This is a genomic window from Roseococcus sp. SYP-B2431 (genome assembly GCF_004336745.1).
Taxonomy (GTDB): Bacteria; Pseudomonadota; Alphaproteobacteria; order Acetobacterales; family Acetobacteraceae; genus Roseococcus.
The window spans coordinates 94,673-116,404 of record NZ_SJXD01000029.1 but is presented as its reverse complement, the minus strand read 5'-3'; the positions used below and the strand labels follow the sequence as shown (position 1 = coordinate 116,404).

Genomic DNA, 21,732 nt, shown 5'->3' with positions numbered 1-21,732 from the left:
GATCGGTCAGGTACTCCGTCGATCCGGTCATTCGCAAGCGTTCGCATGGGTTCTACTTGGAACGCTGCCGCACGCGCCGGCCGGCATTCGCTGTCGGCGGGCTCGGGGCCAACAGCACATGGAGAGAACGATGAAGAAGAGGCAACTGGCCGCCGGTATTCTGGCCGCCGCCGCCCTGCCGGTCCGCGCGGCACTGGCGCAGGCCGCCCATCGCCACGACGGCGACGCGCATGCGACCGTGCAGCCGGATGCCCTGCGCTGGACCGCGCCGCCCGCCTATGCGCGCGGGGCGCAATTCGCTGTGGTCCGGGGGGATCCGACGCGGGAAGGGTTCTACGTCGTGCGCCTGAAGGTCCCGGCCGGCTTCAGGATCGCGCCGCACACGCATCCGAACGACGAGAACGTCACCGTCCTGTCGGGCGGCTTCAACATCGGCGTCGGCGACCGGCTGGACGAGACGAAGGGCGAGCTGGTGCGGGCCGGCGGCTTCTCCTTCGTGGCCAAGGGCATGACCCACTACGCCTGGTTCACCCAGGAGACCGAGATCCAGCTGCACGGCACGGGCCCGCAGGGGATCACCTACGTGAACCCCGCCGACGATCCGCGGCGCCGGTAGAGCATCGTCAGGCCGGGCCTTCCCGGCTCGGCCCGGCGGCAAGGCGCGCCACGGGCCGCCTCCCGGCCGTCCTATTCGGCGCGCAGGCTCGCCCGGCGCACCACCACGCCCCAGCGCTCGCGCTCGGCCACGAGGAATCGCCCGAAATCCTCCGGCGTCGGGCTCGTCTCGATCTCGACGCCGTTCTCCACCATCCGCGCGCGGATGGCGGGATCGGCCAGCGCGGCGTTCATCGCCGCATGCAGCCGGGCGATCGGCTCCGGCGGCGTGCCGGCGGGCGCCAGCAGCCCGTACCAGGTGGCGCTGTCGATCTCGGGAAAGCCCTGCTCCAGCGAGGTCGAGAGCTCCGGCAGCACCGAGGCGCGCTGCCGGCCCGCGATGGCCAGCGCGCGCAGCCGCCCGGAGGCCAGGAAGGGCAGGAAGGGCGCGGCGGCGTTGGTGATCATCTGCACGCGCCCGGCGACGACGTCGGTCAGGGCCGGCGCCGTGCCGCGGTAATGGATGAAGTCGATCTCGAAACCGAGGGTGAGCGCGATCATCGCCCCCAGCGCATGCGCGGTCGTGCCCGCTCCCGGTGTGCCGAAGGTGATGGGACCGTTCGCGCGGGCGTAGTCGCGCAGCTCCGCGAGGCTGGTCACCGGCAGGGAAGGGTTCACCGCGATGACGTTCGGCGCCGCGCCGAGGCCGCCGATCGGGGCAAAGCCGTTCACTACGTCATAGGGCACGCGCGGCACGGTGAGGCTGGAGATGACGAAGCTGCCGCTGCCGGCCAGCAGGATCGTGTAGCCGTCCGCCGGCGCCTTCGCGACCAGGTCGTTGCCGAGCAGCCCCCCTGCCCCGCCGCGGTTCTCGATGACGATCGGCTGGCCCAGCCGCGCCGACATCGCCTCGGCCAGGATGCGGCCCACGATGTCGTTGCTGCCGCCGGCGGTGAAGGGGATGACGAGGCGGATCGGCCGGGTGGGAAAGCCCTGCGCCCGCGCAACGGCGGGCACGGCCATCAGCGCGAGACCCGCGCGGCGCTTGAACATTCCTGGACCTCCTGATTGCGGTCAGGAGGCCCCGGATTTCATCGCCTGTCCAGAACGATCAGACGCGCTTCTCCTGCGCGTTCCGCAGCAGCGCGAGGCTGCGATACACGCCATGCACCATCTTGCTGTAGGGCAGGATGAGGAAGAGGCCGAGCACGAGGCCGAGATGGACGGCGAGCATCACGCCCATCGCGCCGGTGTGCCGCACGACCAGCAGCAGCAGCCCGGTGATCGAGACCAGGAAGAGCAGGCCGAGCATCGCGTACTCGCCGCCCAGCCAGCGCTTCGCGACCGGCCCGGGATCGGTGACGGTCTTCACCCAGAGCAGGCCCACCGTGCCGATGCAGAGCAGCACGCCGCCCCAGGTGCCGAACTGCACGGGCAGGCTCAGGAAGGCGTGCGGCGACTTCCAGCCGAGGAAGTGGTGGTAGAAGGCACCCGTCGTCGTCGCCGCGAAGCAGAGCATGAAGCCGTAGAACATGGACTGGTGGAACCAGCGCCGCGTCTGGGCGAAGCTGTCGTCCAGGTCGTTGCAGCCATGCCCGCCGCCGCCGAGGTTCCGCAGGGTGAGGATGTCCACCGCCGCCGTGGCGACGGGCTGCGGCGTGATGGGCTTCTGTTTCCCCCCTTGGCCCTTCCCCGGCGCCGTGCCGCGCCAGTAGCGCACCCCGCCGATGGTCATCGCCATGACGGCGTAGCCGAAGGTGAGCGTCGCCAGCCCGGTCATCAGCCAGTAGGGGATCACCCGGAAGAAGGCGCCCGTGCCGGTCTGCGCGGTGTAGAGGATCGCGGGGTCCTGCAGGCCCATGGTCAGCAGCAGCACCAGCGTCAGCGCCAGCACGACGGTCGCCGTCACCACCGTGCCGTTGCGCGCGAAGAGCCGGCCCATCGGCGCGGGCCAGGCGTATTCCGCGTAGGATTCGTTGCGGATGTCGGCGAAGGTCGCCGGGATGTTCACGCCGAAGGCATGCGGCGGCGCGTATTGGCAGGCGTGGTAGCAGCCCTTGCAGGAGTGGCAGAGATTGGCGAGATGGGTGAGGTCGCCCACCGCGAATTCCCGCCGCAGCGTCATCGCGGGGAAGACGGCGCAATAGCCCTCGCAGTAGCGGCAGGCGTTGCAGATCTCCATCTGCCGCCGGGCTTCGACGATGGCCCCAGATTCAATTTCTGACATATTTCGCGGCCCCTTCTCCGGCCAGCCGCCCGAAGACGGTTCCGATGGTCATGCCGAAGCCGGCCAGATAGCCCTGCCCCAGGATATTACCGGCCATGATCTCGCCCGAGGCGAAGAGATTCCCGCTGGGCTTGCCGTCCTGCATCATCACCTGGGCGCGGTCGTTCACCTTCACGCCGAGGAAGGTGAAGGTGATGCCCGGCGCCAGCGGATGGCCATAGAAGGGCGGTGTGTCGATGCGGCGCGCCCAATGGGTCTTCTCGATCTCGAGCCCCTCGGTGCGGCAGTCGTCCAGCTTGTTGCCGTGGAAGGTTCCGGGCTGCACGGCGGCATTGTACCCGTCGACGACGGCGCCGAGCTTTTCTGCATCGAGCCCGAGCTTTTCCGCGAGCTCCGCGATGCTGCCCGCCTTCTCCGGCGGGAAGACGCTGGGGAGATAGTTGTGCAGCGCCTGGCTGTCGGTGATGGCGAAGGCGCGCTGGTCCGGCTGCTGGGCGATGAGGCGGCCCCAGATGGCGTAGCGCTTGGGCCAGACGTCCTCGCCCTCGTCGTAGAACCGTTCCACGTCCTTGTTCACGACGATGGAGAAGGGCACGCAGTCCAGCCGCATCGCCAGCCCGCCATCCACCATCGGCGCGCGCGCGTCGTTGGCGACGGCGTGGAACTGGGTGGGATCGCCCACCTCCTGGATGCCGTTGGCGAGAAGATCCTTCAGCACGGTCCCCTGGGCGTAGGGCGTGCCGCGGATCTGGAAGTTGTCGGCGGCGTCGCCCCAGTACTGGCGGAGCCATTCGCGATTGGCCTGGAAGCCGCCCGCCGAGGCCACGATCGCCTTGAAGCGGATGCGCTCGGGGAAGCCGCGCCAGGAGACGATGGCCTCCGTCGCGAAGCCGTCCTTCACCTCGATGTGCTGCACCTCGGTGTCGTAGAGGATGGTGATGCCGAGCTTCTCCGCCGTGCGGTAGAGCGCGTTCACCAGCGCCTTGCCGCCGCCCAGGAAGAAGGCGTTGGTGCGCGAGAGCGAGAGCGTGCCCGACAGGCTCGGCTGGAAGACCACGCCGCAATCCGCGAGGAAGCCCGGCGCGAACTGGCTCGCGCGGATGGTCATGCGCGCCAGCTCCTCGTTGGTGCGGCCGCCGGTCACGCGCAGCAGGTCGTCCCAGTACTCCTCCTCGAGATAGCTCTCGGTGAGCACGCCCGTCGGCTTGGGGTGCAATGCACGCAGGTTGCGCGTGTGCCGGCTGTTGCCGCCGCGCATCGGCCTGGGCGCGTGCTCGGCGACGACGACGCTGGCGCCTGCCTGCGCGGCGGTGATCGCGGCGCAAAGCGCGGCATTCCCCCCACCGACGACCAGCACGTCATAAAGTCGGCGAAAGTCCATCCGCCTTGTCACTCCACGATAGATGGCGCTTGTATCCGGCTGTATCCGAGCATGTCCAGATGGGGTAGCCTGCCTCCATGGACAGCCCTGCCCATCCCGGACGCGGCCATGAGGCCTATGCGCGCGTGCGCGAGGCCATCCGCGACGGGACCCTGCCGCCCGGCGTGCGGCTGACGGAGACCGATCTCGCCGCCCGCTTCGGCGTCTCGCGCACCCCCATCCGCCAGGCCATCGCCAGGCTGGAGGCCGAGGGGCTGCTGACCCACGAGCCGCGCCGGGGCCTCGCCGTCAGCCGGCCGGACCACGCCCAGGTGGTCGAGCTCTACGTGATGCGCGAGATCCTGGAGGGCGCCGCGGCCCGGCTGGCCGCCCAGCATGCCAGCGAGACCGAGATCGCCGCCATGGAGGAGCTGGTCGCCGGCGAGCCCGCGAGCTTCGCCGACGCGCCGAAGCTCGCCGCGGTGAACCAGCGGCTGCATGGCCTGCTCTACCTCGCCGCGCACAACCGCTATCTGCTGCGCAGCCTGGAGCAGCTTTCGGCCACCATGGCGCTGCTGCCCTCGCTGCTGACCATCGGCGGCCGCGCCCAGCAGGCGCATGAGGAGCATCTGGTGCTGGCGGCCGCGCTGCGCGCCCGTGACGGCGCGGCGGCGGAGGAAGCGGCCCGGCGGCATTCCCGCGCCGCGCAGCGGCAGCGGCTGGCCTGGCTGGTGCAGGTCTCGGGCGTGCCGATGGCCGCGCCGGGCGGGTAGGCCAGCCGCGACCTTCCCCGCCTTGTCCCCCAGGGACAGCGGCACTACCTCCCGTGGTCACCCGCGCCCCCACCAGCTCCCATTCGCGACCTGCCGAGATGTTCCGAAGCGCCATGACCACGAACGAACCCAGCGACGAGGTGCTGCGCCAGGGGCTCGACGCCTACACCGCCTGGGTCAGCGCGCTGCGGCAGGGCAAGGACGTGCCCCCGCCCGTCGCCGACGGCGACAACCCGCTGGCCCGCCTCGGCCGCGAGCTGCAGCTCCTGTCGGAAACCATCAGCCGCCGCGAGGCCGAGCTCTCGCGCCTGAACCAGGTGGTGCTGACGGCCGAGCGCGAGATCCTGGTGGAGGATGTGCTCGACAGCATCTTCCGCGGCTTCGTCGGCATCATTCCCTATGACCGGATCGGCTGCGCCTTCCTCTCCTCGGGCGGCACGCGGCTGACGTCCTTCTGGGCGCGCTCCAACATGGGGCCGATGCGCATCAACAAGGGCTATTCGCGCCCCCTGGTGGGAAGCAGCCTCCGCGAGGTGTTCAGGACGGGGGAGCCGCGCATCCTGAACGATCTGGAGCAGCATTTGGCGCGCCATCCGGCCTCGGACGCCACGCGGAACATCGTCGCCGAGGGCGGCCGTTCCAGCCTGACCTGCCCGCTCTTCGTGGATGGCCGCCCGCTGGGGGTGCTGTTCTTCACCAGCCACCAGACGAACGTCTACCGGGACATCCACCAGGCGGTCTTCCGGCAGATCGCCGGACAGGTCGCCGTCCTGATCAACAAGAGCAAGCTCTTCCAGGAACTGGTCGAGCGCAACCAGTTCCTCCTGCGGCAGGCCGAGCAGCTTCAGGAGGCGGCCAATCGCGATCCGTTGACCGGGGTGCTGAACCGCCGCGCCTTCCTGCTTGCGCTGGAGCGGCACATGCGGGCCGGTGCCGCCTCGGGCAAGACGCTCGGGCTGGTGCTGGCCGACATCGACCACTTCAAGTCGATCAACGACACTCATGGCCACGCCGCCGGCGACGAGGCGCTGCGCGCCTTCACGGCGCGCATCGGCGGGCTGCTGCGGCCGGGCGACTACCTCGGACGCTATGGGGGCGAGGAGTTCCTCATCCTCATCGGCGACACCCCCGCCGCGGATCTGCCGGCCGCCGTCGAGCGCTACCGCGCGGCCATCGCCGACGACCCCTTCGACCTCGGCGGGGTGATCCGGCCCATCACGGCGAGCTTCGGCATCGCGGTGGTCTCCGACGCGGAAAGCACTCCGGAAGAGATCGTCGCCATCGCCGACCGCGCCCTCTACGAGGCCAAGGCGGGCGGCCGGAACCGCGTCGTCCTGGCCGCCGCGTCGGGCCACGGGCAGGCCGGCTGATTACGCCGGGGCGGATCCGGCCCTAAGCTCCCTCGTGGTCAACAGGAGCATGCGATGCCCGACATCCTGGGCTGGCGTAAGACATTCGGCGTTCTGGGCCCCTCCACCAACACCGTGGTGCAGCCCGATTTCGACATGATGCGCCCGGCCGGCGTCACCGCGCATTACAGCCGCATCTTCACCCCCGACACCGACGCCGTCAGCAACGAGACCTTCCGGGCCGGCATCGAGGTGATCGGCAACAACACGCTCGACGCCGTGCGCAGCGTGATGACCGCGAAGCCCGACTACCTCGTGATGGGCATGAGCTCGGTGACCTTCTTCGACGGCGTCAAGGGCGCCGACCGCTTCGTGCGCGAGGTCGAGGAGGAGAGCGGCGTGAAGATCAGCGTCGGCTCGCATTCCAGCGCGGCGGCGCTGAACGCCTATGGCGGCATCAGGCGGATCGCGATCCTCTCGCCCTACTGGCCCAGCATGAACGCCGAGGTCGCGCGCTATTTTTCCGACATGGGCTTTTCCGTCGTTCGGGACCGCGCGCTGCAATGCCGGCGCTGGACGGCCATCGCCGAGGTTCCGCCCTCCGTCCTCGCGCAGGAGCTGAAGGCGCTGGACGGCGATGACGTCGACGCCATCCTCCAGGTCGGCACCAACCTCTCCATGGTGCGCCTCGCCGCGGCGGCCGAGCTCTTCCTGGGCAAGCCCGTCGTCGCGATCAACACGGCCACCTGGTGGCACGCGCTGCGCGCCAACGGCATCCACGACAAGCTGGACGGCTTCGGCCGCCTCATGGCGGAGTTTTAGCAGATGCGCTTCGACGAGATCTCGGCCCCGAAGCCGACGGCGGAATCCCTGGCCGCGGAGGCGAAGCACATCGCGGCGGAGCTCGACGGCGGCTCGCGCGAAGAGGCCGTTGCCGAATGGGACGCGGCGCGCCGCGCCACGGACAGCTGGAGCGCGCTGGTCCATCTGCGCTTCGCCCAGGACACCAGGAGCCCCGAGGCCAAGGTCGATCGGGAATACGCCGATGCCCTGGCCCCCGTCGCCACCGAGCACGAGGTCGCCATCAAGAAGCGGCTCATTGACGACCCCGACCGCGCCGGCGTCGAGGCGCTGGTCAGCCCGCACGTCCTGCGCCTCTGGCAGACCGACATCACCACCTTCGATCCGGCCATCGCCGCCGACCTGGAAGAGGAGTCGAAGCTCACCGCCCGCTACACCGAGCTGCTGGCCTCCGCGAGCTTCGAGATCGACGGCGCCGCCGTGAACCTCTCCGGCCTCGCGCCCTATGCCGAGAGCGACGACCGCGAGATGCGGCACCGCGCGGAGTCCCTGCGCTGGGCCTTCTTCGAGCAGAACGGCGCCGAGCTGGATTCGATCTACGACGCGCTGGTGAAGCTGCGCCACGGCATGGCGCGCAAGCTGGGCGACGAGAGCTTCACCCCGCTGGCCTATCGCCGCATGCGCCGCACCGACTACGGCCCTGAGGACGTCGCCCGCTACCGCGACCAGGTGGCCGAGCACGTCGTCCCGCTCGTCGCGCGGCTGCTGGAGGCGCGCCGCGCCGAGTTCGGCTGGGACAAGGTCATGTCCTGGGACGAGGCGCTGATCGACCCGGCCGGCAACCCGAAGCCCATCGGCGACCACGACACGCTCGTGTCAGCCGCGCAGACCATGTTCGACCGGATGGACCCGCGCCTGGCCGAGTTCTACCGGATGATGCGGGCCGGCGGCTTCCTCGACCTGAAGAACCGGCCCGGCAAGGCCGGCGGCGGCTTCTGCACCTCCTTCCCGTCCTTCGGCGCCCCCTTCATCTTCGCGAACTTCAACGGCACGCATCACGACATCGGCGTCTTCACCCATGAGATGGGCCATGCCTTCCAGTGCTGGGAGAGCCGGAACCTGCCGGGCATCGACCAGCTCTGGCCGACCATGGAGGCCTGCGAGATCCACTCGATGAGCCTCGAATTCCTCACCCATCCGCAGATGGGCCTGCTCGTCGGCGAGGAGGCGGCCGACCGCTTCCGCCGGATGCACGTCATCTCCTCGCTGGCCTTCCTGCCCTACGGCGTCTGCGTGGATCACTTCCAGCACGAGGTCTTCGCGAATCCCGACGCCACGCCGGAGGAGCGCCACGCGATCTGGAAGCGTCTCGAGGCGCGCTACATGCCGTGGTCCGACCATGGCGACATCGGCTATCTGGCGAAGGGCGGGCGCTGGCAGGCCAAGCACCACATCTACAACAGCCCCTTCTACTACATCGACTACACCCTCGCGCTGTGCTGCGCGCTGCAGTTCTGGGTGAAGGCGCGGCAGGATCCCAAGGCCGCGCTCGACGCCTATGTCGCGCTCTGCGCCCGCGGCGGCTCGGCGCCGTTCCAGGAGCTCGTGACATCGGCCGGGCTGGTGTCGCCCTTCGCGGAAGGGGCGCTGGCGGAAGTGGTCGGGGAAGCCGAAGCCTTTCTCGGGAAGAAGTGAGGGGCGCCGCCCCTCAAACACCCCGGCAGGAAACTCAGTTTCCTGCACCTTCGATCAATTAGGGCGCGCGGAACTCGATCGCCTTCGCGCCGTCCCACAGCACCGAGCGGCCCACCTTCGCCAGCCGCTCCAGGTCGCCGCGGATCGTCAGGAAGTGGTTGCCCGCCAGCTGCCCGGCCTTGCTCGCGAAGCAGCAGGGCCCATAGGCCACCAGGATCTCCGTCTCGCTCACCCCGCTCACATGGCCGGGATGGACGATCACCTGGCCCGGCGCCGGATAGCTCGTCGCATTCTCGTAGCCGATCGACAGGTCGCGCTCGCCCATCGGGATCCAGCAGGCCTCGCCGCTCCAGCGCACATGGATGATCCGGTCGCGATAGGGCAGCAGCTCGCGGAAGCGCGCGACCGTCCTGGGCGCGTCCTTCGCCTCGAAGGCCGCCTCGAATGTCTCGCCGCCGATGTCGATGATGATGTCCGTCACGCCCGTCTCCCTCTCCTCCTTCGCCCAAAGCACGGAGCCGGCGTCACGTCGAGTCCGCGATCCAGGCGGCCACGCGGCCGGCCAGCCCGGCCGGATCGCCCGACAGCTCCAGCAGCTTGATCCGCGCCTTCTGGCCGGAGACGATCGCGACCTCGGATTTGCGCAGCCCCAGCGCCTTGGCGACGAAGGCGATGAGCGCGGCATTGGCGGCGCCCTCCACCGGCGGCGCGGTCAGGCGCAGCTGCAGCATCCGCCGCCCGTCGGGCCCCTCCACCACCCCGTCCACCCCGTCGCGCGAGGCGCGCGGCGTCAGACGGACGGCCAGCCGGACTCCCCTGGCGATCGGCGTGACAGGCATCAGCCCACGGTTGCGGCGGTGGGAATCACCCGAAGCGCCCGGCCTCCACCGTGACCCCATGGTCCAGCGGGCCATGGCCGGCGCCATAGCCGGGCGCGGCCAGGATGGCGGCCCGCACGTAGCGCCGCGCCCGCGCGACGGCCGGCTCCAGCGCCAGGCCCTGGGCCAGGCCGGTCGCGATGGCCGAGGCCAGCGTGCAGCCGGTGCCATGAGTGTGGCGCGTGGCGACGCGGCGGTCCTCGAAGCGGATGACCCCCTCGGCGGTGGCCAGCAGGTCCACCAGGACCTCGCCTTCCATATGGCCGCCCTTCAGCAGCACCGCCGGCACGCCCATGGCGAGGATGGCCTTGGCCGCCTCGCGCATCGAGGGCTCGTCCGTGACGGGGAAGCCGGCCAGCACCCCGGCCTCGGGCAGGTTGGGCGTGACCAGGGCGGCGATGGGCAGCAGCCGGCGCTTCAGCGTCGCGACCGCGTCCGGCGCCAGCAGGGCATGGCCGCCCTTGGCCACCATCACCGGATCGGCGACCAGCGGCACGCCGGGCGCCCGGGCCGAGAGCTCGTCGCACACCGCCTCGATGGTCGGCACGTCGTGCAGCATGCCGGTCTTGAACGCGTCCGCGCCGAGGTCCTCCAGCACGCAGGCGATCTGCCGCCGGATGAAGCCCGTCTCCACGCCGAGCACGCCCTGCACGCCGAGCGTGTTCTGGGCGGTGAGCGCGGTGACCGCCGTCATGGCGAAGCCGCCCAGGGCCGTGACCGCCTTGATATCCGCCTGGATGCCCGCGCCGCCGCCCGAATCCGAGCCGGCGCAGATCAGCACGCGGCCTTTCATGCCGAGACTTTGGACCGGATCGTCCCGCAGAGGCTGTCGAGCACCTGGTTCAGCCGCCCCTCCTCCTCCGCCTCGACCATCACGCGGATCACCGGCTCCGTGCCGCTCGCGCGGATGAGCACGCGGCCGGCCTCGCCCAGCGCCTTCTCCTCGGCCGCGATGACGCTCTGCACGCCGGCATCCTTCAGCGGCGAGACGCCGGTGAAGCGGATGTTCACGAGGCGCTGCGGCAGCGTCTCGAACTGGCGGCAGGCCTCGCTCGCCGGCCGCTTCCGCTCGACCAGCACGGCCAGCACCTGCAGCGCGGCCACCAGCCCGTCACCGGTCGTGCCGAAGTCGCTTAGGATCACATGGCCCGACTGCTCGCCGCCCAGATTGCAGCCCGTCTCGCGCATGCGCTCGCTGACGTAGCGGTCGCCGACATTGGTGCGATGCAGCCCGAGGCCCTTGGCCTTGAGGAAGCGCTCCAGCCCCATGTTGCTCATGACGGTCGCGACCAGCGCGTCGCCCTTGAGCCGCCCCTGCCGCGCCCAGGAGGCGGCGATCAGCGCCAGGATCTGGTCGCCGTCGATGAGCTGGCCCTTCTCGTCCACCAGCACCACGCGGTCCGCGTCGCCGTCCAGCGCGATGCCGAGATCGGCGCGGCGCTCGGTCACCAGCGCGGCGAGCTGGCCGGGCGAGGTGGAGCCGACGTTGCGGTTGATGTTGAAGCCATCGGGCGCCACGCCCACGCTCACCACCTCGGCGCCGAGCTCCCAGAGGACGGTCGGCGCCACCTTGTAGGCCGCGCCATGCGCGCAATCGACCACGATGCGCAGCCCCTCCAGCGTCAGGCCGCGGGGGAAGCTGGCCTTGGCCGCCTCGATGTAGCGGCCCGGCGCGTCCTCGAGCCGGGAGGCGCGGCCGAGCCGCTCGGGCGTGACCAGCGCGGCGGTGAGGTCGCCCTCCATCAGCGCCTCGATGGCGCATTCCTGCTCGTCTGAGAGCTTCAGCCCGTCGGGGCCGAAGAGCTTGATGCCGTTGTCCTCATGCGGATTGTGCGAGGCGCTGATCATCACGCCGAGGTCGGCGCGCAGCGAGCGGGTCAGCAGCGCGATGGCCGGCGTCGGCAGCGGCCCCACCAGCACCACGTCGATGCCGGCCGAGACGAAGCCCGCGGTCAGCGCCGGCTCCAGCATATAGCCCGAGAGCCGGGTGTCCTTGCCGATCACCACGCGATGCCGGTGCGCGCCGCGGTTGAAGAACCGCCCCGCCGCCTGGCCGAGCCGCAGCGCCGTCCCCGCATCCATGGGCGCGCGGTTGGCCGTGCCGCGGATGCCGTCGGTGCCGAAGAGCTTGCGCCGGGGCGCGCCGGGGAGGGTCTTGAGGGTCATCAGCTTCGTCATGCGTTGGCAGCCTCCGGGCTGCTACAGCCTCTCGGCCGAGGGGACAATGATGGGACGCCAGGACCCGGGCCCGGATTCCCGCCGACGGAGGACGGGAGGCCCGCCGCCGCTCGCCGGATAGTGGAAAATCCGCCGACGCTTTTCCACGAATATTGCCGGACGCCAAAGTCAAACAAGTCGCGCCTACAGTGAGCCGGTTTCGCCCCGCGCAAGTCTCGCGGCTGTGGACAGGCGCGCGGCGCGGGGGCAGCCTTCCCCGCATGTCCTCCGCCCGCGAACGTGCCCTCGCCTTCTGCGCCCGCTTCGGCCTGCGCGTCCCCATCCTCCAGGCGCCGATGGCCAGCGCCTCGCCGCCCGGGCTTGGCATCGCCGTGGCCCATGCCGGCGCGATGGGCGGCATGGGCGCGCTGCAGTCGAGCCCGGCCGAGATCGCCGACTGGGCCCGACAGTTCCGCGCGGGGAGCAATGGCGCCTTCCAGATCAACCTCTGGGCGCCCGATCCCGAGCCGGTGCGCGACCCCGCCCGCGAGGAGGCCGCCCGCGCCGCCCTGGCCACGCTCGGCCCGGAGCCGCCGGCGCTCGGCGAGGGCCCCTTCCTGCCGGACTTCAAGGCGCAGTGCGATGCGGTCCTGGCCGCCGGGCCGGCCGTGGTCTCGACCATCATGGGGCTGTGGGAGCCCGATTTCGTGAAGGAGCTGAAGGCGCGCGGCATCCTCTGGATCTGCAACGCCACCACGCTGGCCGAGGCGCGCGAGGCGGAAGCGGCCGGTGCCGACGCCGTCGTCGCCCAGGGCGCCGAGGCGGGCGGCCATCGCGGCAGCTTCTCCCCCGAGGCGGCGGAGGCGCAGCTCATCGGCCTCTTCGCCATGATCCCGCGCCTGGCCGACGCGCTCTCCATCCCGGTGATCGCGGCGGGCGGGATCATGGACGGGCGCGGCGTGGCGGCGGCGCTGACGCTGGGGGCGAGCGCCGTGCAGCTCGGCACGGCCTTCCTGCGCTGCCCCGAGACGGCGATCGCGGCCCCCTGGGCCGAGGCGCTGGCCCAGGCCGCGCCGGAGGACACGGTGATGACGCGCGGCCTGAGCGGACGGCTCGCGCGCGGCATCGGCAACCGGGCGACGGCGCTGTTCGAGCGCGTGCCGCCCGCGCCCTATCCGCTCCAGCGCATCCTCACGGCGCCGATGCGCGCGGCCGCGGCGAAGGAGGGGGATGCGAGCCGGATGCAGCTCTGGGCCGGACAGGGCGTGGCGATGACGCGCGCCGAGCCGGCGGCGGAGCTGGTGCGGCGGATCTGGAGCGAGGCCGAGGAGCTGCTGCCGAGGTAAGGCACTTGAAACCCGATAGAATAAAATAAGGACATATTCGTCGCCGGTTTGAGGCCCGGCCGGGCCAGCCGAACCAAGCCTGGCGAGAGCAAATTGCCGCGGAGGAGACGAGACGCCCCACAGGAGACTTCGGCTATGGAATGCGAGGCAAACGGGGTCGAGCGCATGAGTTCGATATTCGAACAAACGCCGTATGTGCGGTTGCGGTGATGCGGAAGCTGTTGAGAACAGCTCTGCCATCCGTCATCCTTCTTGGATGGCCGCCGTCTGCTTCCGCCGAACCTGTCGCCTGGAATGCGTTCAACCCGCTGGTGTCCGACGCCCTGCATGCCTTGCGGCAGACCGATCTGGAGCCGTCCCGGGCCATGGAAATCAATATGGACGGCGATCGGCAAGGCCGGGACAACGACACCGGCCGTTCCTACAATTTCGATCCCTCCCGCCACCTCCTCTACATCGTCAAGGACCTGAACCGGGACGGGCTGCCGGACGTCTTCCTGTTGTTCACCTGGCCCTACATGAGGGGCAACGCGGAGGCGCAGGGGGTGGTGATGGTGCAGCATCGGCGCGGCGAGTGGCGCGTCGGCTGCGAATTCGACGATTGGGGCAACGAGCGAGGGCGCTTCGTCCCGCAGATCGGGCCGGGAAGATCGCATGGCTGGCTCAACTTCCGCATGAGTGACGGCCTGTACGTCTGGCGTCGCTCACCGGCGGCTGCCGCGAGGATGGAGTGCGTTCCGGCTCAGCCCGCTGCCGCTTCGCGTGGGAATGCCCGCCCCCGGTGACATGCGGAATGGCGATGAGTGCCCAACGGCAACTGGCCGTCCGGTCCCGGGTTCTTCGATCGGTATCCATGGGAGACGGAGCATGGCCAATCAGACCCCTCGCAACGAGATGGCCGAAAGGCTCGCCGATACAGTAGGACACGCCCGCTTCGCGAAGTCCTATTCCGGCGCCATGGCGCATTTCGGCGGCCGCGGCGGCGCCGACGAAAAGGAGCGCCTCATGGCCTGGCGGCAGGCCAGGGCGGCCCCGCAGCGCGCCCCGGCGGAGGAGCCGCCGCCGGAGGGCTTCCGCGGCGAAGGCCTGCCGCGGAGCTGAGACGGGAGGCCGGCGGCAGCCGCCGCCCCGCCGTTCACCGCCGGCTCGCCAGCAGGACGTCGCGCCATTTCACCGTCTCCGCGGCGATCATGGCGCGGAACTCCTCCGGCGTGCTGGAGATGTTGGGCGATCCCATCTCGGAGATCCGTCGCTTCACCTCGGGCTCGGCGAGGGCCGCGACCGTCGCCGCATGCAGGCGCGGAACGACCCCGGCCGGCATGTCCGCCGGGGCGAGCAGCCCGTACCAGCCGCCCGCCTCGAAGCCGGGCAGGCCCGCCTCCGACATGGTCGGCACGTCCGGCAGCATGGGCGCGCGCTCCGCGCTGGTCACGGCGAGCGCGCGCAAGGCGCCCTGCCGCACCTGCTGGGCCACCAGCACGAGGTTCTCGAAGGTATAGGGCATCTCGCCCGCCACGATCGCCATCACCACCGGCGCGCTGCCGTTGTAGTGGACGGGCTGGGCCGGGAAGCCCACGCGCTGGCGCAGGGATTCGCCGGCCAGGAGCTGCGGCGAGCCCAGGCCGGGCGTGGGATACATCACGTCCTGCCGGGCGCCGCGCAGCGCATCCATCATGGAACGGAGATCGCGCCAGGGCGAGTTGGCCGGCACCACCAGCACCAGCGGCGTGCGCGCGAGGATGGTGACGGGCGAGAAGTCCGTCGCCGGGTCGAAGGCGAGGCTCGCCTCCGTCGTCGGGCTCACCGCCAGCGGGCCGGAGCTGCCGAGCAGCAGCGTGTACGGGTCGCCCTTCGCCCGCGCGACGAGGGCCGTGCCGACATTGCCGCCCGCGCCGCCCCGATTCTCGACGACGAAGGGCTGGCCGAGGCTGCGCTGCAGCGGCTCGGCGATCATCCGCGCGAGATTGTCGATGATGCCGCCCGGGAGGAAGGGCACGATGATCCGCACCGGCCGCACCGGCCAGGCCGGCTGGGCGAGCGCCCGGCCGGAGGCGAGCAGCAACGGCGCGGCCAGGAGGCCGCGCCGCGAGAGACCCGCCTTCACTGCGGCTCCAGCACGAACTTCAGGACCGTGTCCTTCGTCACGATGCCGCCGCGGTCGCCGGGCGTGAGCTGCCCGTAGCGCTGCGCGAAGCTCGGCGGCAGCGGACGGCCGCCCTCCGGGGCCAGCCAGAGGCGGAAGAGGTGGCGGCGGCGCTCCGGCTCGGGCCAGTCCTCGAAATCGGTGCGGCTGTGCAGGATCTGGTGATTGTGCAGGAACTGCATGTCGCCGGGGCGGAACTCGATCTTGAGGTTCAGCGTGGGGTCGCGCGTCAGGTCGTCGAACAGGTGCAGCGCCTCGCGCTCGAGCGCGGTCAGCCGGCGCGCCTCCGGGAAATTCTGCTGCGCCGAGCGGATGTACTGGCCGGAATAGATCGTCGTGAGCTGGCCCTCGTGCCAGCTGAACACCGGCACCTCGAACCAGGGCAGCATGCCCGGCGGAATCTCGCCGCGGCGATCCGTCGGGAAGGCGTGGAAGAGCTGCTCGTAGAGATCGGGGCGGCGCCTCAGCATCTCGTCATGCAGGGTGACGGAGCTGACGATCATGCTCTCGCCGCCGCTGCGCGAGGTCTTCAGGCACAGCAGCCCCACGATGTCGCAGGAATCCGTGTGGTATTCGAGTTCGCGGTTGGTCTGGTAGTAGCGGGTCGTGGGCTTGCTGATGTCCAGGCCCAGGTCGCGCACATGGCCCAGCAGGTGGCCTTTGGCGTTCTGCGACCGGAAGCTGCCGAGATGCGCGCCGATGCCCAGATAGGCGATCGCCGCCTGCTCCGTCGTGTACTTCGCCACCTGGAAGCCGCGGAACTGCACGAAGCCGCGCCCGTGCAGCATCTGCTCCACCACGCCGGCGAGAACCGGCGCCAGGGTCGGCAGCCGGAAGGTCTCGCGCGAGATGCGGCCCATCTCCTGGCCCGATTCCTGGTGCGCGTGGATGGCGGCGTCGATCTCGGCCAGCTCCGCGGGCGTGAACTGGTGCAGCCAGGAGCCGTCCCGGATCATCTGCGGGCCGGTCCAGGCGGCGGGGCCGCCGATCGGGCCGGGCGGCAGCACCAAGGGCGCCTCGGCGAGGGCGTGGGACATGTATTCCTCCGAAGTCTATTTCCTGGCGGCAGGCTGCGGTGCTTCCCGCCGCGGGTCCATTTCATTTTTCGCGGCCATTCATAAGATCGGCTTATGACCAACATCACCCTGCGCCAGCTTCGCGCCTTCCTCGCCGTCGCCCGGGCCCGCAGCTTCACCCGCGCCGCCAGCGAGCTGAACCTCACGCAATCCGCGCTGACCATGGCGATCCGCGGGCTGGAGGAGGAGGTCGGGCTGCGCCTGCTGGACCGCAGCACGCGCGCTGTGGCCCCCACCGCCCATGGCGAGCGCTTCATGGTCACCGCCGAACGCCTGCTCGACGAGATGCAGCGCGCCGTCGACGACCTGCGCGCCATCGCCGACCGGCAGAGCGGCCTGGTGGTCATGGCCGCCACCGCCTCCTTCATCGGCCCGGTGATCGCGCCGGCGCTGCGGGATGTGGCGGAGCGCTTCCCCGGCATCGCCGTGCGGCTGATCGAGGAGCACACCGAAGGCGCGGCCCGCCGCCTGCTGGCCGGCGAGCTCGACTTCGCCGTCACCACCCTGCCGAGCCCCGAGCCGGGCATCGAGGCGATCCCGCTGATGCGCGACCGCTTCGGCCTGCTCTGCCCGGACGACCACCCTCTGGCCCGCGCCGGGAAGAGCCTCGGTTGGGGCGTGCTGGCGGATTTCCCGCTGGTGGGGATGAGCCAGCTCAACGGCATGCGGCGCCTGCTGGACCAGGATCGCGACGGCGCCCAGGCCGTGCGCGGCCTGCGCTACGAGGTCTCGAGCATGACGACGCTGCGGAGCCTGGTGGAAAGCGGCGTCGGCGTGGGCGCCGTGCCGGCGCTGGCGGCGCGGCCTTCGGGCGGATCCGGCCTGGCCTGGCGGGAGCTGGTGCCGGCGGTCCATCGCACGGCCTCGCTGGCGCGGCGGGCCGGCCGCTCGCTCACGCCGGCCGCGGCGGAGGTGGTGCTGGCAGCGCTGGCGCAGCTGCGGCAGCTGCGCGATCCCGGCATCGAGCTGCTGACCGACCGGGCCAGCCTGATCCGCCAGGGATGGCTGAGCCATCGCGGGTGACAGCGACTCGCCCATCTGCCTAACGTCCGCCCGCCAACAGGGAGCGGCGCCGTCCATGGAGCGATTCTTCGGCCTGGCCGAGCAGGGCACCAATCTCCGCCGCGAGATCGCGGCCGGCGCCGCCACCTTCCTGACGATGGCCTATATCCTGGTCGTGAACCCGCAGATCCTGGCCGCCGCCGGGATCGACCCCGGCGCCGCCTTCGTCGCGACCTGCCTGGCCGCCGCCATCGGCTCGGCGCTGATGGGGCTCATCGCGAACCTCCCCATCGCGCTCGCGCCCGGCATGGGGATCAACGCCTATTTCGCCTTCACCGTGGTCGGCGCCCAGGGGATCTCCTGGCAGGCGGCGCTGGGGGCGGTCTTCGTCTCGGGGCTGATCTTCTTCGCCGTCAGCGTCTCGCGCCTCCGCGAATGGCTGATCGACGGCATCCCGCTCTCTCTCAAGCTCGGCATCGCCGCCGGGATCGGCATGTTCCTGGGCCTGATCGGGCTGAAGAATCTCGGCCTCGTCGTCGCCAACCCCGCGACGCTGGTGGGCATGGGCGACATCGCCTCCGCGCCCGTCATCCTCGGCAGCTGCGGCTTCCTGCTGATGGCCGCGCTCGCCGCGCGCCGCGTGCCGGGCGCCATCCTCCTCGGCATCCTCGCCACGGCGCTGGCCGGCATCCCCTTCGGCCTCACCACCTTCCACGGCGTGCTGGCGCCGCCGCCCTCCCTGGCGCCCACTTTCCTGCAGCTCGACATCGGCGCCGTCTTCTCGATCGGCATGCTGGGCATGGTCTTCACCTTCTTCCTGGTGGACCTGCTGGACAATGCCGGCACGCTGATCGGCACCACCCACCGCGCCGGGCTGATGCGCGAGGACGGCAGCGTGCCGCGGCTGGGCCGCGCGCTGCTCGCCGATTCCGGCGGCGCCATGATCGGCGCGGCGCTCGGCACCTCCACCACGGTCAGCTACATCGAGAGCGCGGCCGGCATCCAGCAGGGCGGCCGCACCGGCCTCACCGCCTTCGCGGTCGCGCTGTTCTTCCTCCTGGCGCTCTTCGCCGGGCCGCTCGCCGCCTCGGTGCCAGAATTCGCGACCGCGCCGGCGCTGATCTTTGTCGCCGGATTGATGGCCCAGGCGTTGAAGGGCCTGCACTGGGACGATGAGACCGAGTACCTGCCCGCCATGATCACCGTTTTCGCCATGCCCTTCACCTTCTCGATCACGACCGGAATCGGCCTCGGCTTCCTCGCCTATGCCGGCGTGAAGACCCTGGCCGGCCGGGCCCGCGAGGTGCACGGCGCCGTCTGGGTGCTGGCGGGGCTCTGCGCCTTCAAGTTCGCCGTGATCTGATGCGCCGCCCCGCCGCCTTCGCGCCGCTGCGGCATCCGGCCTTCCGGCTGCTGTGGATCGCCAACCTCGCCTCCAACACCGGGCTCTTCATCCAGAACACGGCGGCCGGCTGGCTGATGACCAGCCTCGATCCCGCGCCGATGATGGTCAGCTTCGTGCAGGCCTCCTCCATGCTGCCGGTCTTCCTGCTGGCCCTGCCGGCCGGTGCGCTGGCCGACATCATGGACCGGCGGATCTTCCTCATCGGCGCCCAGCTCTGGATGATGCTGATGGCCGCCCTGCTCTGCCTGATGACCTGGAGCGGCGCGCTGGGGCCGTGGGGGCTGATCGCCTTCACCTTCGCGCTGGGCGCCGGCCTCGCCATGACCTTCCCCGCCTGGGCCGCCACCACGCCCGAGCTGGTCCCGCGCGAGGACCTGGTCGGCGCCATCGCCCTCAACGGCATCGGCTTCAACCTGACCCGCGCGGTCGGCCCGGCGATCGGCGGCCTGGTCGTCGCCTGGTTCGGCATCGAGGCGGCCTTCGCGCTGAACGCCCTCTGTATCCTTACCCTTGTGGTCGCCCTCTTCCTCTGGAAGCGCGAGAAGATCGCCTCCCGCATGCCGCGCGAGCATTTTCTCTCCGCCGTCCGGGCGGGGGCGCGCTTCGTCGCGGCCACGCCGGCCATGCATGCGGCCATCCTCCGCGCGGTGGTCTTCTTCCTCTTCGGCTCCGCGGTCTGGGGCCTGCTGCCGCTGCTGGTGCGCGAGACGCTGGCCCTCGGTCCCCAGGCTTTCGGCCTGCTGCTGGGCTGCATGGGCGCGGGCGCCGTCGCGGCCGGCTTCGTCCTGCCGGCGATGCGCGCGCGGCTCGACCGCTCGGGGCTGGTCTTCTGGTCCTCGCTGCTGAGCGGGCTCTCGCTGCTGATCCTGGCGGCGCTGCACCATTGGGCCTTCGCGGCGCTGGGGATGCTGCTCTACGGCGTGTCCTGGATCTCCGCGGCCTCGACGCTGCAGGCCTCGGCGCAGATGGCGGCGCCGTCCTGGGTCCGCGCGCGGGCGATCGGCATCTACCAGATGTGCTTCTTCGGCGCGATGGCGCTGGGCTCGGCCCTCGCCGGCTGGATGGCGGGCCGGCTGGGCGTCGAGCTCACCATGGCCCTCTTCGCGGCCGGCGCCGTGGCCGGCGCGATCGGCGTGCGCGGCTGGCGGCTGGAGGGCGACGCGGCCGCGCCGCCCCCCAAGGTGGCGCTGGCCCGCCCCGAGCCCGCCGCCGCCGAGCTGCGCGCCATGCTGCACGAGGGCGAGAACCGCGTGCTGGAGGTGGTGCGCTACCATGTCGCGCCCGCCGACCGGGACCGCTTCCGCGCGACCATGGCCGAGTGCCGGCGCGTCCGGCTGCGCGGCGGCGCGGCGCTCTGGCGCCTCTACGAGGACGTGGCCCATCCCGAGCGCTGGGTGGAGCTCTGGACCATCGAGAGCTGGGAGGAGCATCTGCGCGAGGCCGCGCGGCTGACGGCGGAGGACCGCGCCCTCCTCGCCCGTGCCGCCGCGTTCGACGCGCGGGACAGCGGTCCCGAAGCCACGCGATATGTGAATGTCAGGGTTTGATCCGCGTCATTGGCAAGTCGGCCGCCCAGCTCCCATAGTCGGAAGCGCAGGAGAAGAGATCAGATGGCCAAGCTCGCGAAGACCCGCAACACCCTGGGCGAGAACGCCCGCCTCACCAGCGTCGGCCTGCTGAACGCCGCGCTCGCCGACCTCATGGACCTCACCAATGCCGTCCGCATGGCGCATTGGAACGTCAAGGGCCCGCAATTCGCGGCGCTGCACGCGAAGTTCGAGGAGTTCTACGACCAGCTCGGCGGCGCCGTGGACGACACGGCCGAGCGCATCGTCCAGCTCGGCGGCACGCCTGCCGGCACGACGCAGCAGGTCGGCGCCGCGACCCGCCTCGCGCCCTACCCGGCCGATCTCAAGGATGGGCTGGCGCATGTCGCCGCCCTGGCCGACCGCTACGGCGCGCTGGCCGCCACCTCGCGCGAGGCGATCGACGCCGCGGCCGAGGCCGGCGACGCCGACACGGCCGACCTCTTCACCGCCACCTCGCGCCTGCTCGACAAGGCGCTGTGGATGCTGGAAGCCCACCTCGCCTGAAGCGATAGGCCCGCCCTATCGGGCCCATCGTCATCATTGGGTTGTTGACCGCGCCGTTCCGCCCCACGAATGTTGAGGTTCCGGCGGAGACGACCCAAAAATGGCGACGATCGAGAATTATGTGGACATCGCCCAGGCCTGCTACGCCCGGGCGGGGTCCGCGGTGGATGCCCCGGGCGAATGGACCGTCCAGAAATGGGAATGGGCCACCTGGTACGGCAACGGCTACCAGGGCGGCGTCTTCGAGACGCGCGACGAGATCATCGTTGGCTTCTCGGGCACCAAGGGCAGCCTGACCACCGCGCCCGTTTCCCAGAATTCCGGCAATATCCGCATCGGCGTCAACGTCATCCCCAACATGGCCGGCAGCGCCTTCGCCATGGTGAACTGGGCCAAGGACAACGCCTTCGGCCGCCCCATCAGCATCTGCGGCCATTCCCTGGGCGGCGGGCTGGCCCAGGTGGTGGGCAACTGGTCGGGGCTGCCCTTCATCTCCTTCAACGGGCCGGGCATGGCCTCGCACCTGAAGATGTCGGCTTTCAACCTCTTCAAGCCGCAGCAGATGATCCGCTCCGCGCTGGCGCGGAACACCTCCGACACGATCGGCATCTGCTTCACGGTGAAGGGCGACTTCGTCGGCGAGTTCGGCTCGCATGTCGGTCACGAGATCGTCGTGCCCAAGCGCGGGGACAACAGCCACAGCCTGGACGCGATCATCAGCGGGATCGGCATGGCCAAGCTGCGGACCTCGCCGCGGAACTTCCTGTCCACCTGGCCCGCCGCCCCCACCGGGCGCGAGCGGAGCCGCAGGGTCGCCTGACTCCGGGCGCCTA

22 protein-coding genes are annotated in these 21,732 nt (G+C 70.8%); 13 read left to right on the top strand and 9 right to left on the bottom strand.

Annotated elements, in window-relative coordinates:
- Positions 1 to 130 precede the first annotated feature (130 nt).
- The gene (locus tag EJV46_RS20510; RefSeq protein ID WP_131550590.1) at positions 131 to 616 is read left to right on the top strand and encodes a cupin domain-containing protein; all 486 of its coding nucleotides are present in this window, start codon (positions 131 to 133) and stop codon (positions 614 to 616) included.
- 71 nt (positions 617 to 687) lie between these two features.
- On the opposite strand, the gene EJV46_RS20505 is transcribed toward EJV46_RS20510, so the two are convergent.
- From EJV46_RS20505 to tcuA, 3 genes are read right to left on the bottom strand one after another with little or no spacing between them, the layout of a single operon-like run.
- Entirely contained in the window at positions 688 to 1,647 is a 960-nt protein-coding gene (locus EJV46_RS20505; protein ID WP_131550589.1) for a tripartite tricarboxylate transporter substrate binding protein, read from the bottom strand.
- Positions 1,648 to 1,705: 58 nt separating this feature from the next.
- Complete coding sequence (gene tcuB, locus EJV46_RS20500) at positions 1,706 to 2,821, bottom strand: tricarballylate utilization 4Fe-4S protein TcuB (protein ID WP_131550588.1); 1,116 nt, start codon at positions 2,819 to 2,821, stop codon at positions 1,706 to 1,708.
- On the bottom strand, positions 2,808 to 4,202 hold the full coding sequence (tcuA, locus tag EJV46_RS20495; RefSeq protein WP_131550587.1) for an FAD-dependent tricarballylate dehydrogenase TcuA: 1,395 nt from the start codon (positions 4,200 to 4,202) through the stop codon (positions 2,808 to 2,810). The genes tcuB and tcuA overlap by 14 nt, the downstream gene beginning before the upstream one ends.
- A 77-nt stretch (positions 4,203 to 4,279) precedes the next feature.
- Between tcuA and EJV46_RS20490 the strand changes: the two genes are divergently transcribed.
- From EJV46_RS20490 to EJV46_RS20475, 4 genes are all read left to right on the top strand, one after another.
- Positions 4,280 to 4,954, top strand: a complete 675-nt coding sequence (locus EJV46_RS20490; protein WP_131550586.1) for a GntR family transcriptional regulator — start codon at positions 4,280 to 4,282, stop codon at positions 4,952 to 4,954.
- Positions 4,955 to 5,067: 113 nt separating this feature from the next.
- On the top strand, positions 5,068 to 6,324 hold the full coding sequence (locus tag EJV46_RS20485) for a sensor domain-containing diguanylate cyclase (protein WP_165585643.1): 1,257 nt from the start codon (positions 5,068 to 5,070) through the stop codon (positions 6,322 to 6,324).
- A gap of 54 nt (positions 6,325 to 6,378) precedes the next feature.
- Complete coding sequence (locus EJV46_RS20480) at positions 6,379 to 7,125, top strand: arylmalonate decarboxylase (RefSeq protein WP_131550584.1); 747 nt, start codon at positions 6,379 to 6,381, stop codon at positions 7,123 to 7,125.
- A 3-nt stretch (positions 7,126 to 7,128) separates the two neighbouring features.
- Positions 7,129 to 8,799, top strand: a complete 1,671-nt coding sequence (locus EJV46_RS20475) for a M3 family oligoendopeptidase (RefSeq protein ID WP_131550583.1) — start codon at positions 7,129 to 7,131, stop codon at positions 8,797 to 8,799.
- Positions 8,800 to 8,857: 58 nt separating this feature from the next.
- Here the strand turns inward: EJV46_RS20475 and EJV46_RS20470 are convergent, their stop codons facing one another.
- Genes EJV46_RS20470 through glmM form a run of 4 tightly spaced genes read right to left on the bottom strand, consistent with a single transcriptional unit; the run spans position 8,858 to position 11,855 of the window.
- Positions 8,858 to 9,280: a DUF3830 family protein gene (locus tag EJV46_RS20470; protein ID WP_131550582.1), complete on the bottom strand. Its 423-nt coding sequence runs from the start codon at positions 9,278 to 9,280 to the stop codon at positions 8,858 to 8,860.
- 43 nt (positions 9,281 to 9,323) lie between these two features.
- Positions 9,324 to 9,638: a DUF167 domain-containing protein gene (locus EJV46_RS20465; protein WP_131550581.1), complete on the bottom strand. Its 315-nt coding sequence runs from the start codon at positions 9,636 to 9,638 to the stop codon at positions 9,324 to 9,326.
- 25 nt (positions 9,639 to 9,663) lie between these two features.
- Positions 9,664 to 10,470 (bottom strand): bifunctional hydroxymethylpyrimidine kinase/phosphomethylpyrimidine kinase, encoded by an 807-nt coding sequence (gene thiD / locus EJV46_RS20460; RefSeq protein WP_131550580.1) that lies wholly within the window; start codon positions 10,468 to 10,470, stop codon positions 9,664 to 9,666.
- Positions 10,467 to 11,855, bottom strand: a complete 1,389-nt coding sequence (glmM, locus tag EJV46_RS20455; protein ID WP_240782677.1) for a phosphoglucosamine mutase — start codon at positions 11,853 to 11,855, stop codon at positions 10,467 to 10,469. Before glmM ends, thiD begins: the two co-directional genes overlap by 4 nt.
- Positions 11,856 to 12,115: 260 nt before the next feature.
- Here glmM and EJV46_RS20450 point away from each other — a divergent pair, with 260 nt between their 5' ends.
- The 3 genes from EJV46_RS20450 (at position 12,116) to EJV46_RS20440 (ending at position 14,281) form a co-directional block, all read left to right on the top strand.
- Positions 12,116 to 13,180: a nitronate monooxygenase family protein gene (locus tag EJV46_RS20450; protein ID WP_131550579.1), complete on the top strand. Its 1,065-nt coding sequence runs from the start codon at positions 12,116 to 12,118 to the stop codon at positions 13,178 to 13,180.
- Positions 13,181 to 13,389: 209 nt separating this feature from the next.
- A complete protein-coding gene (locus tag EJV46_RS20445) occupies positions 13,390 to 13,965 on the top strand; it encodes a hypothetical protein (protein ID WP_131550578.1) in 576 nt (191 codons plus the stop codon).
- Between the two features lie 82 nt (positions 13,966 to 14,047).
- Positions 14,048 to 14,281 carry a hypothetical protein gene (locus EJV46_RS20440; RefSeq protein ID WP_131550577.1) on the top strand — a complete coding sequence of 78 codons (234 nt, stop codon included), beginning with the start codon at positions 14,048 to 14,050 and terminating at the stop codon, positions 14,279 to 14,281.
- 34 nt (positions 14,282 to 14,315) lie between these two features.
- Here EJV46_RS20440 and EJV46_RS20435 read toward each other — a convergent pair whose 3' ends face one another.
- Both EJV46_RS20435 and EJV46_RS20430 read right to left on the bottom strand, forming a co-directional pair.
- Positions 14,316 to 15,284, bottom strand: a complete 969-nt coding sequence (locus EJV46_RS20435; protein ID WP_131550576.1) for a tripartite tricarboxylate transporter substrate binding protein — start codon at positions 15,282 to 15,284, stop codon at positions 14,316 to 14,318.
- On the bottom strand, positions 15,281 to 16,360 hold the full coding sequence (locus EJV46_RS20430; RefSeq protein ID WP_131550575.1) for a TauD/TfdA family dioxygenase: 1,080 nt from the start codon (positions 16,358 to 16,360) through the stop codon (positions 15,281 to 15,283). Before EJV46_RS20430 ends, EJV46_RS20435 begins: the two co-directional genes overlap by 4 nt.
- Positions 16,361 to 16,453: 93 nt before the next feature.
- Between EJV46_RS20430 and EJV46_RS20425 the strand changes: the two genes are divergently transcribed.
- The 5 genes from EJV46_RS20425 to EJV46_RS20405 all read left to right on the top strand — a co-directional run bounded on the left by EJV46_RS20425 (position 16,454) and on the right by EJV46_RS20405 (position 21,719).
- Entirely contained in the window at positions 16,454 to 17,422 is a 969-nt protein-coding gene (locus EJV46_RS20425; protein WP_131550574.1) for a LysR family transcriptional regulator, read from the top strand.
- Between the two features lie 55 nt (positions 17,423 to 17,477).
- Positions 17,478 to 18,764: an NCS2 family permease gene (locus EJV46_RS20420; RefSeq protein WP_131550573.1), complete on the top strand. Its 1,287-nt coding sequence runs from the start codon at positions 17,478 to 17,480 to the stop codon at positions 18,762 to 18,764.
- Positions 18,764 to 20,353 (top strand): MFS transporter, encoded by a 1,590-nt coding sequence (locus EJV46_RS20415; protein ID WP_131550572.1) that lies wholly within the window; start codon positions 18,764 to 18,766, stop codon positions 20,351 to 20,353. The genes EJV46_RS20420 and EJV46_RS20415 overlap by 1 nt, the downstream gene beginning before the upstream one ends.
- A 63-nt stretch (positions 20,354 to 20,416) precedes the next feature.
- Positions 20,417 to 20,899, top strand: coding sequence for a DNA starvation/stationary phase protection protein Dps (dps, locus tag EJV46_RS20410; RefSeq protein WP_131550571.1), 483 nt, complete (start codon positions 20,417 to 20,419; stop codon positions 20,897 to 20,899).
- 100 nt (positions 20,900 to 20,999) lie between these two features.
- Positions 21,000 to 21,719, top strand: a complete 720-nt coding sequence (locus EJV46_RS20405; protein WP_131550570.1) for a hypothetical protein — start codon at positions 21,000 to 21,002, stop codon at positions 21,717 to 21,719.
- Positions 21,720 to 21,732 lie beyond the last annotated feature (13 nt).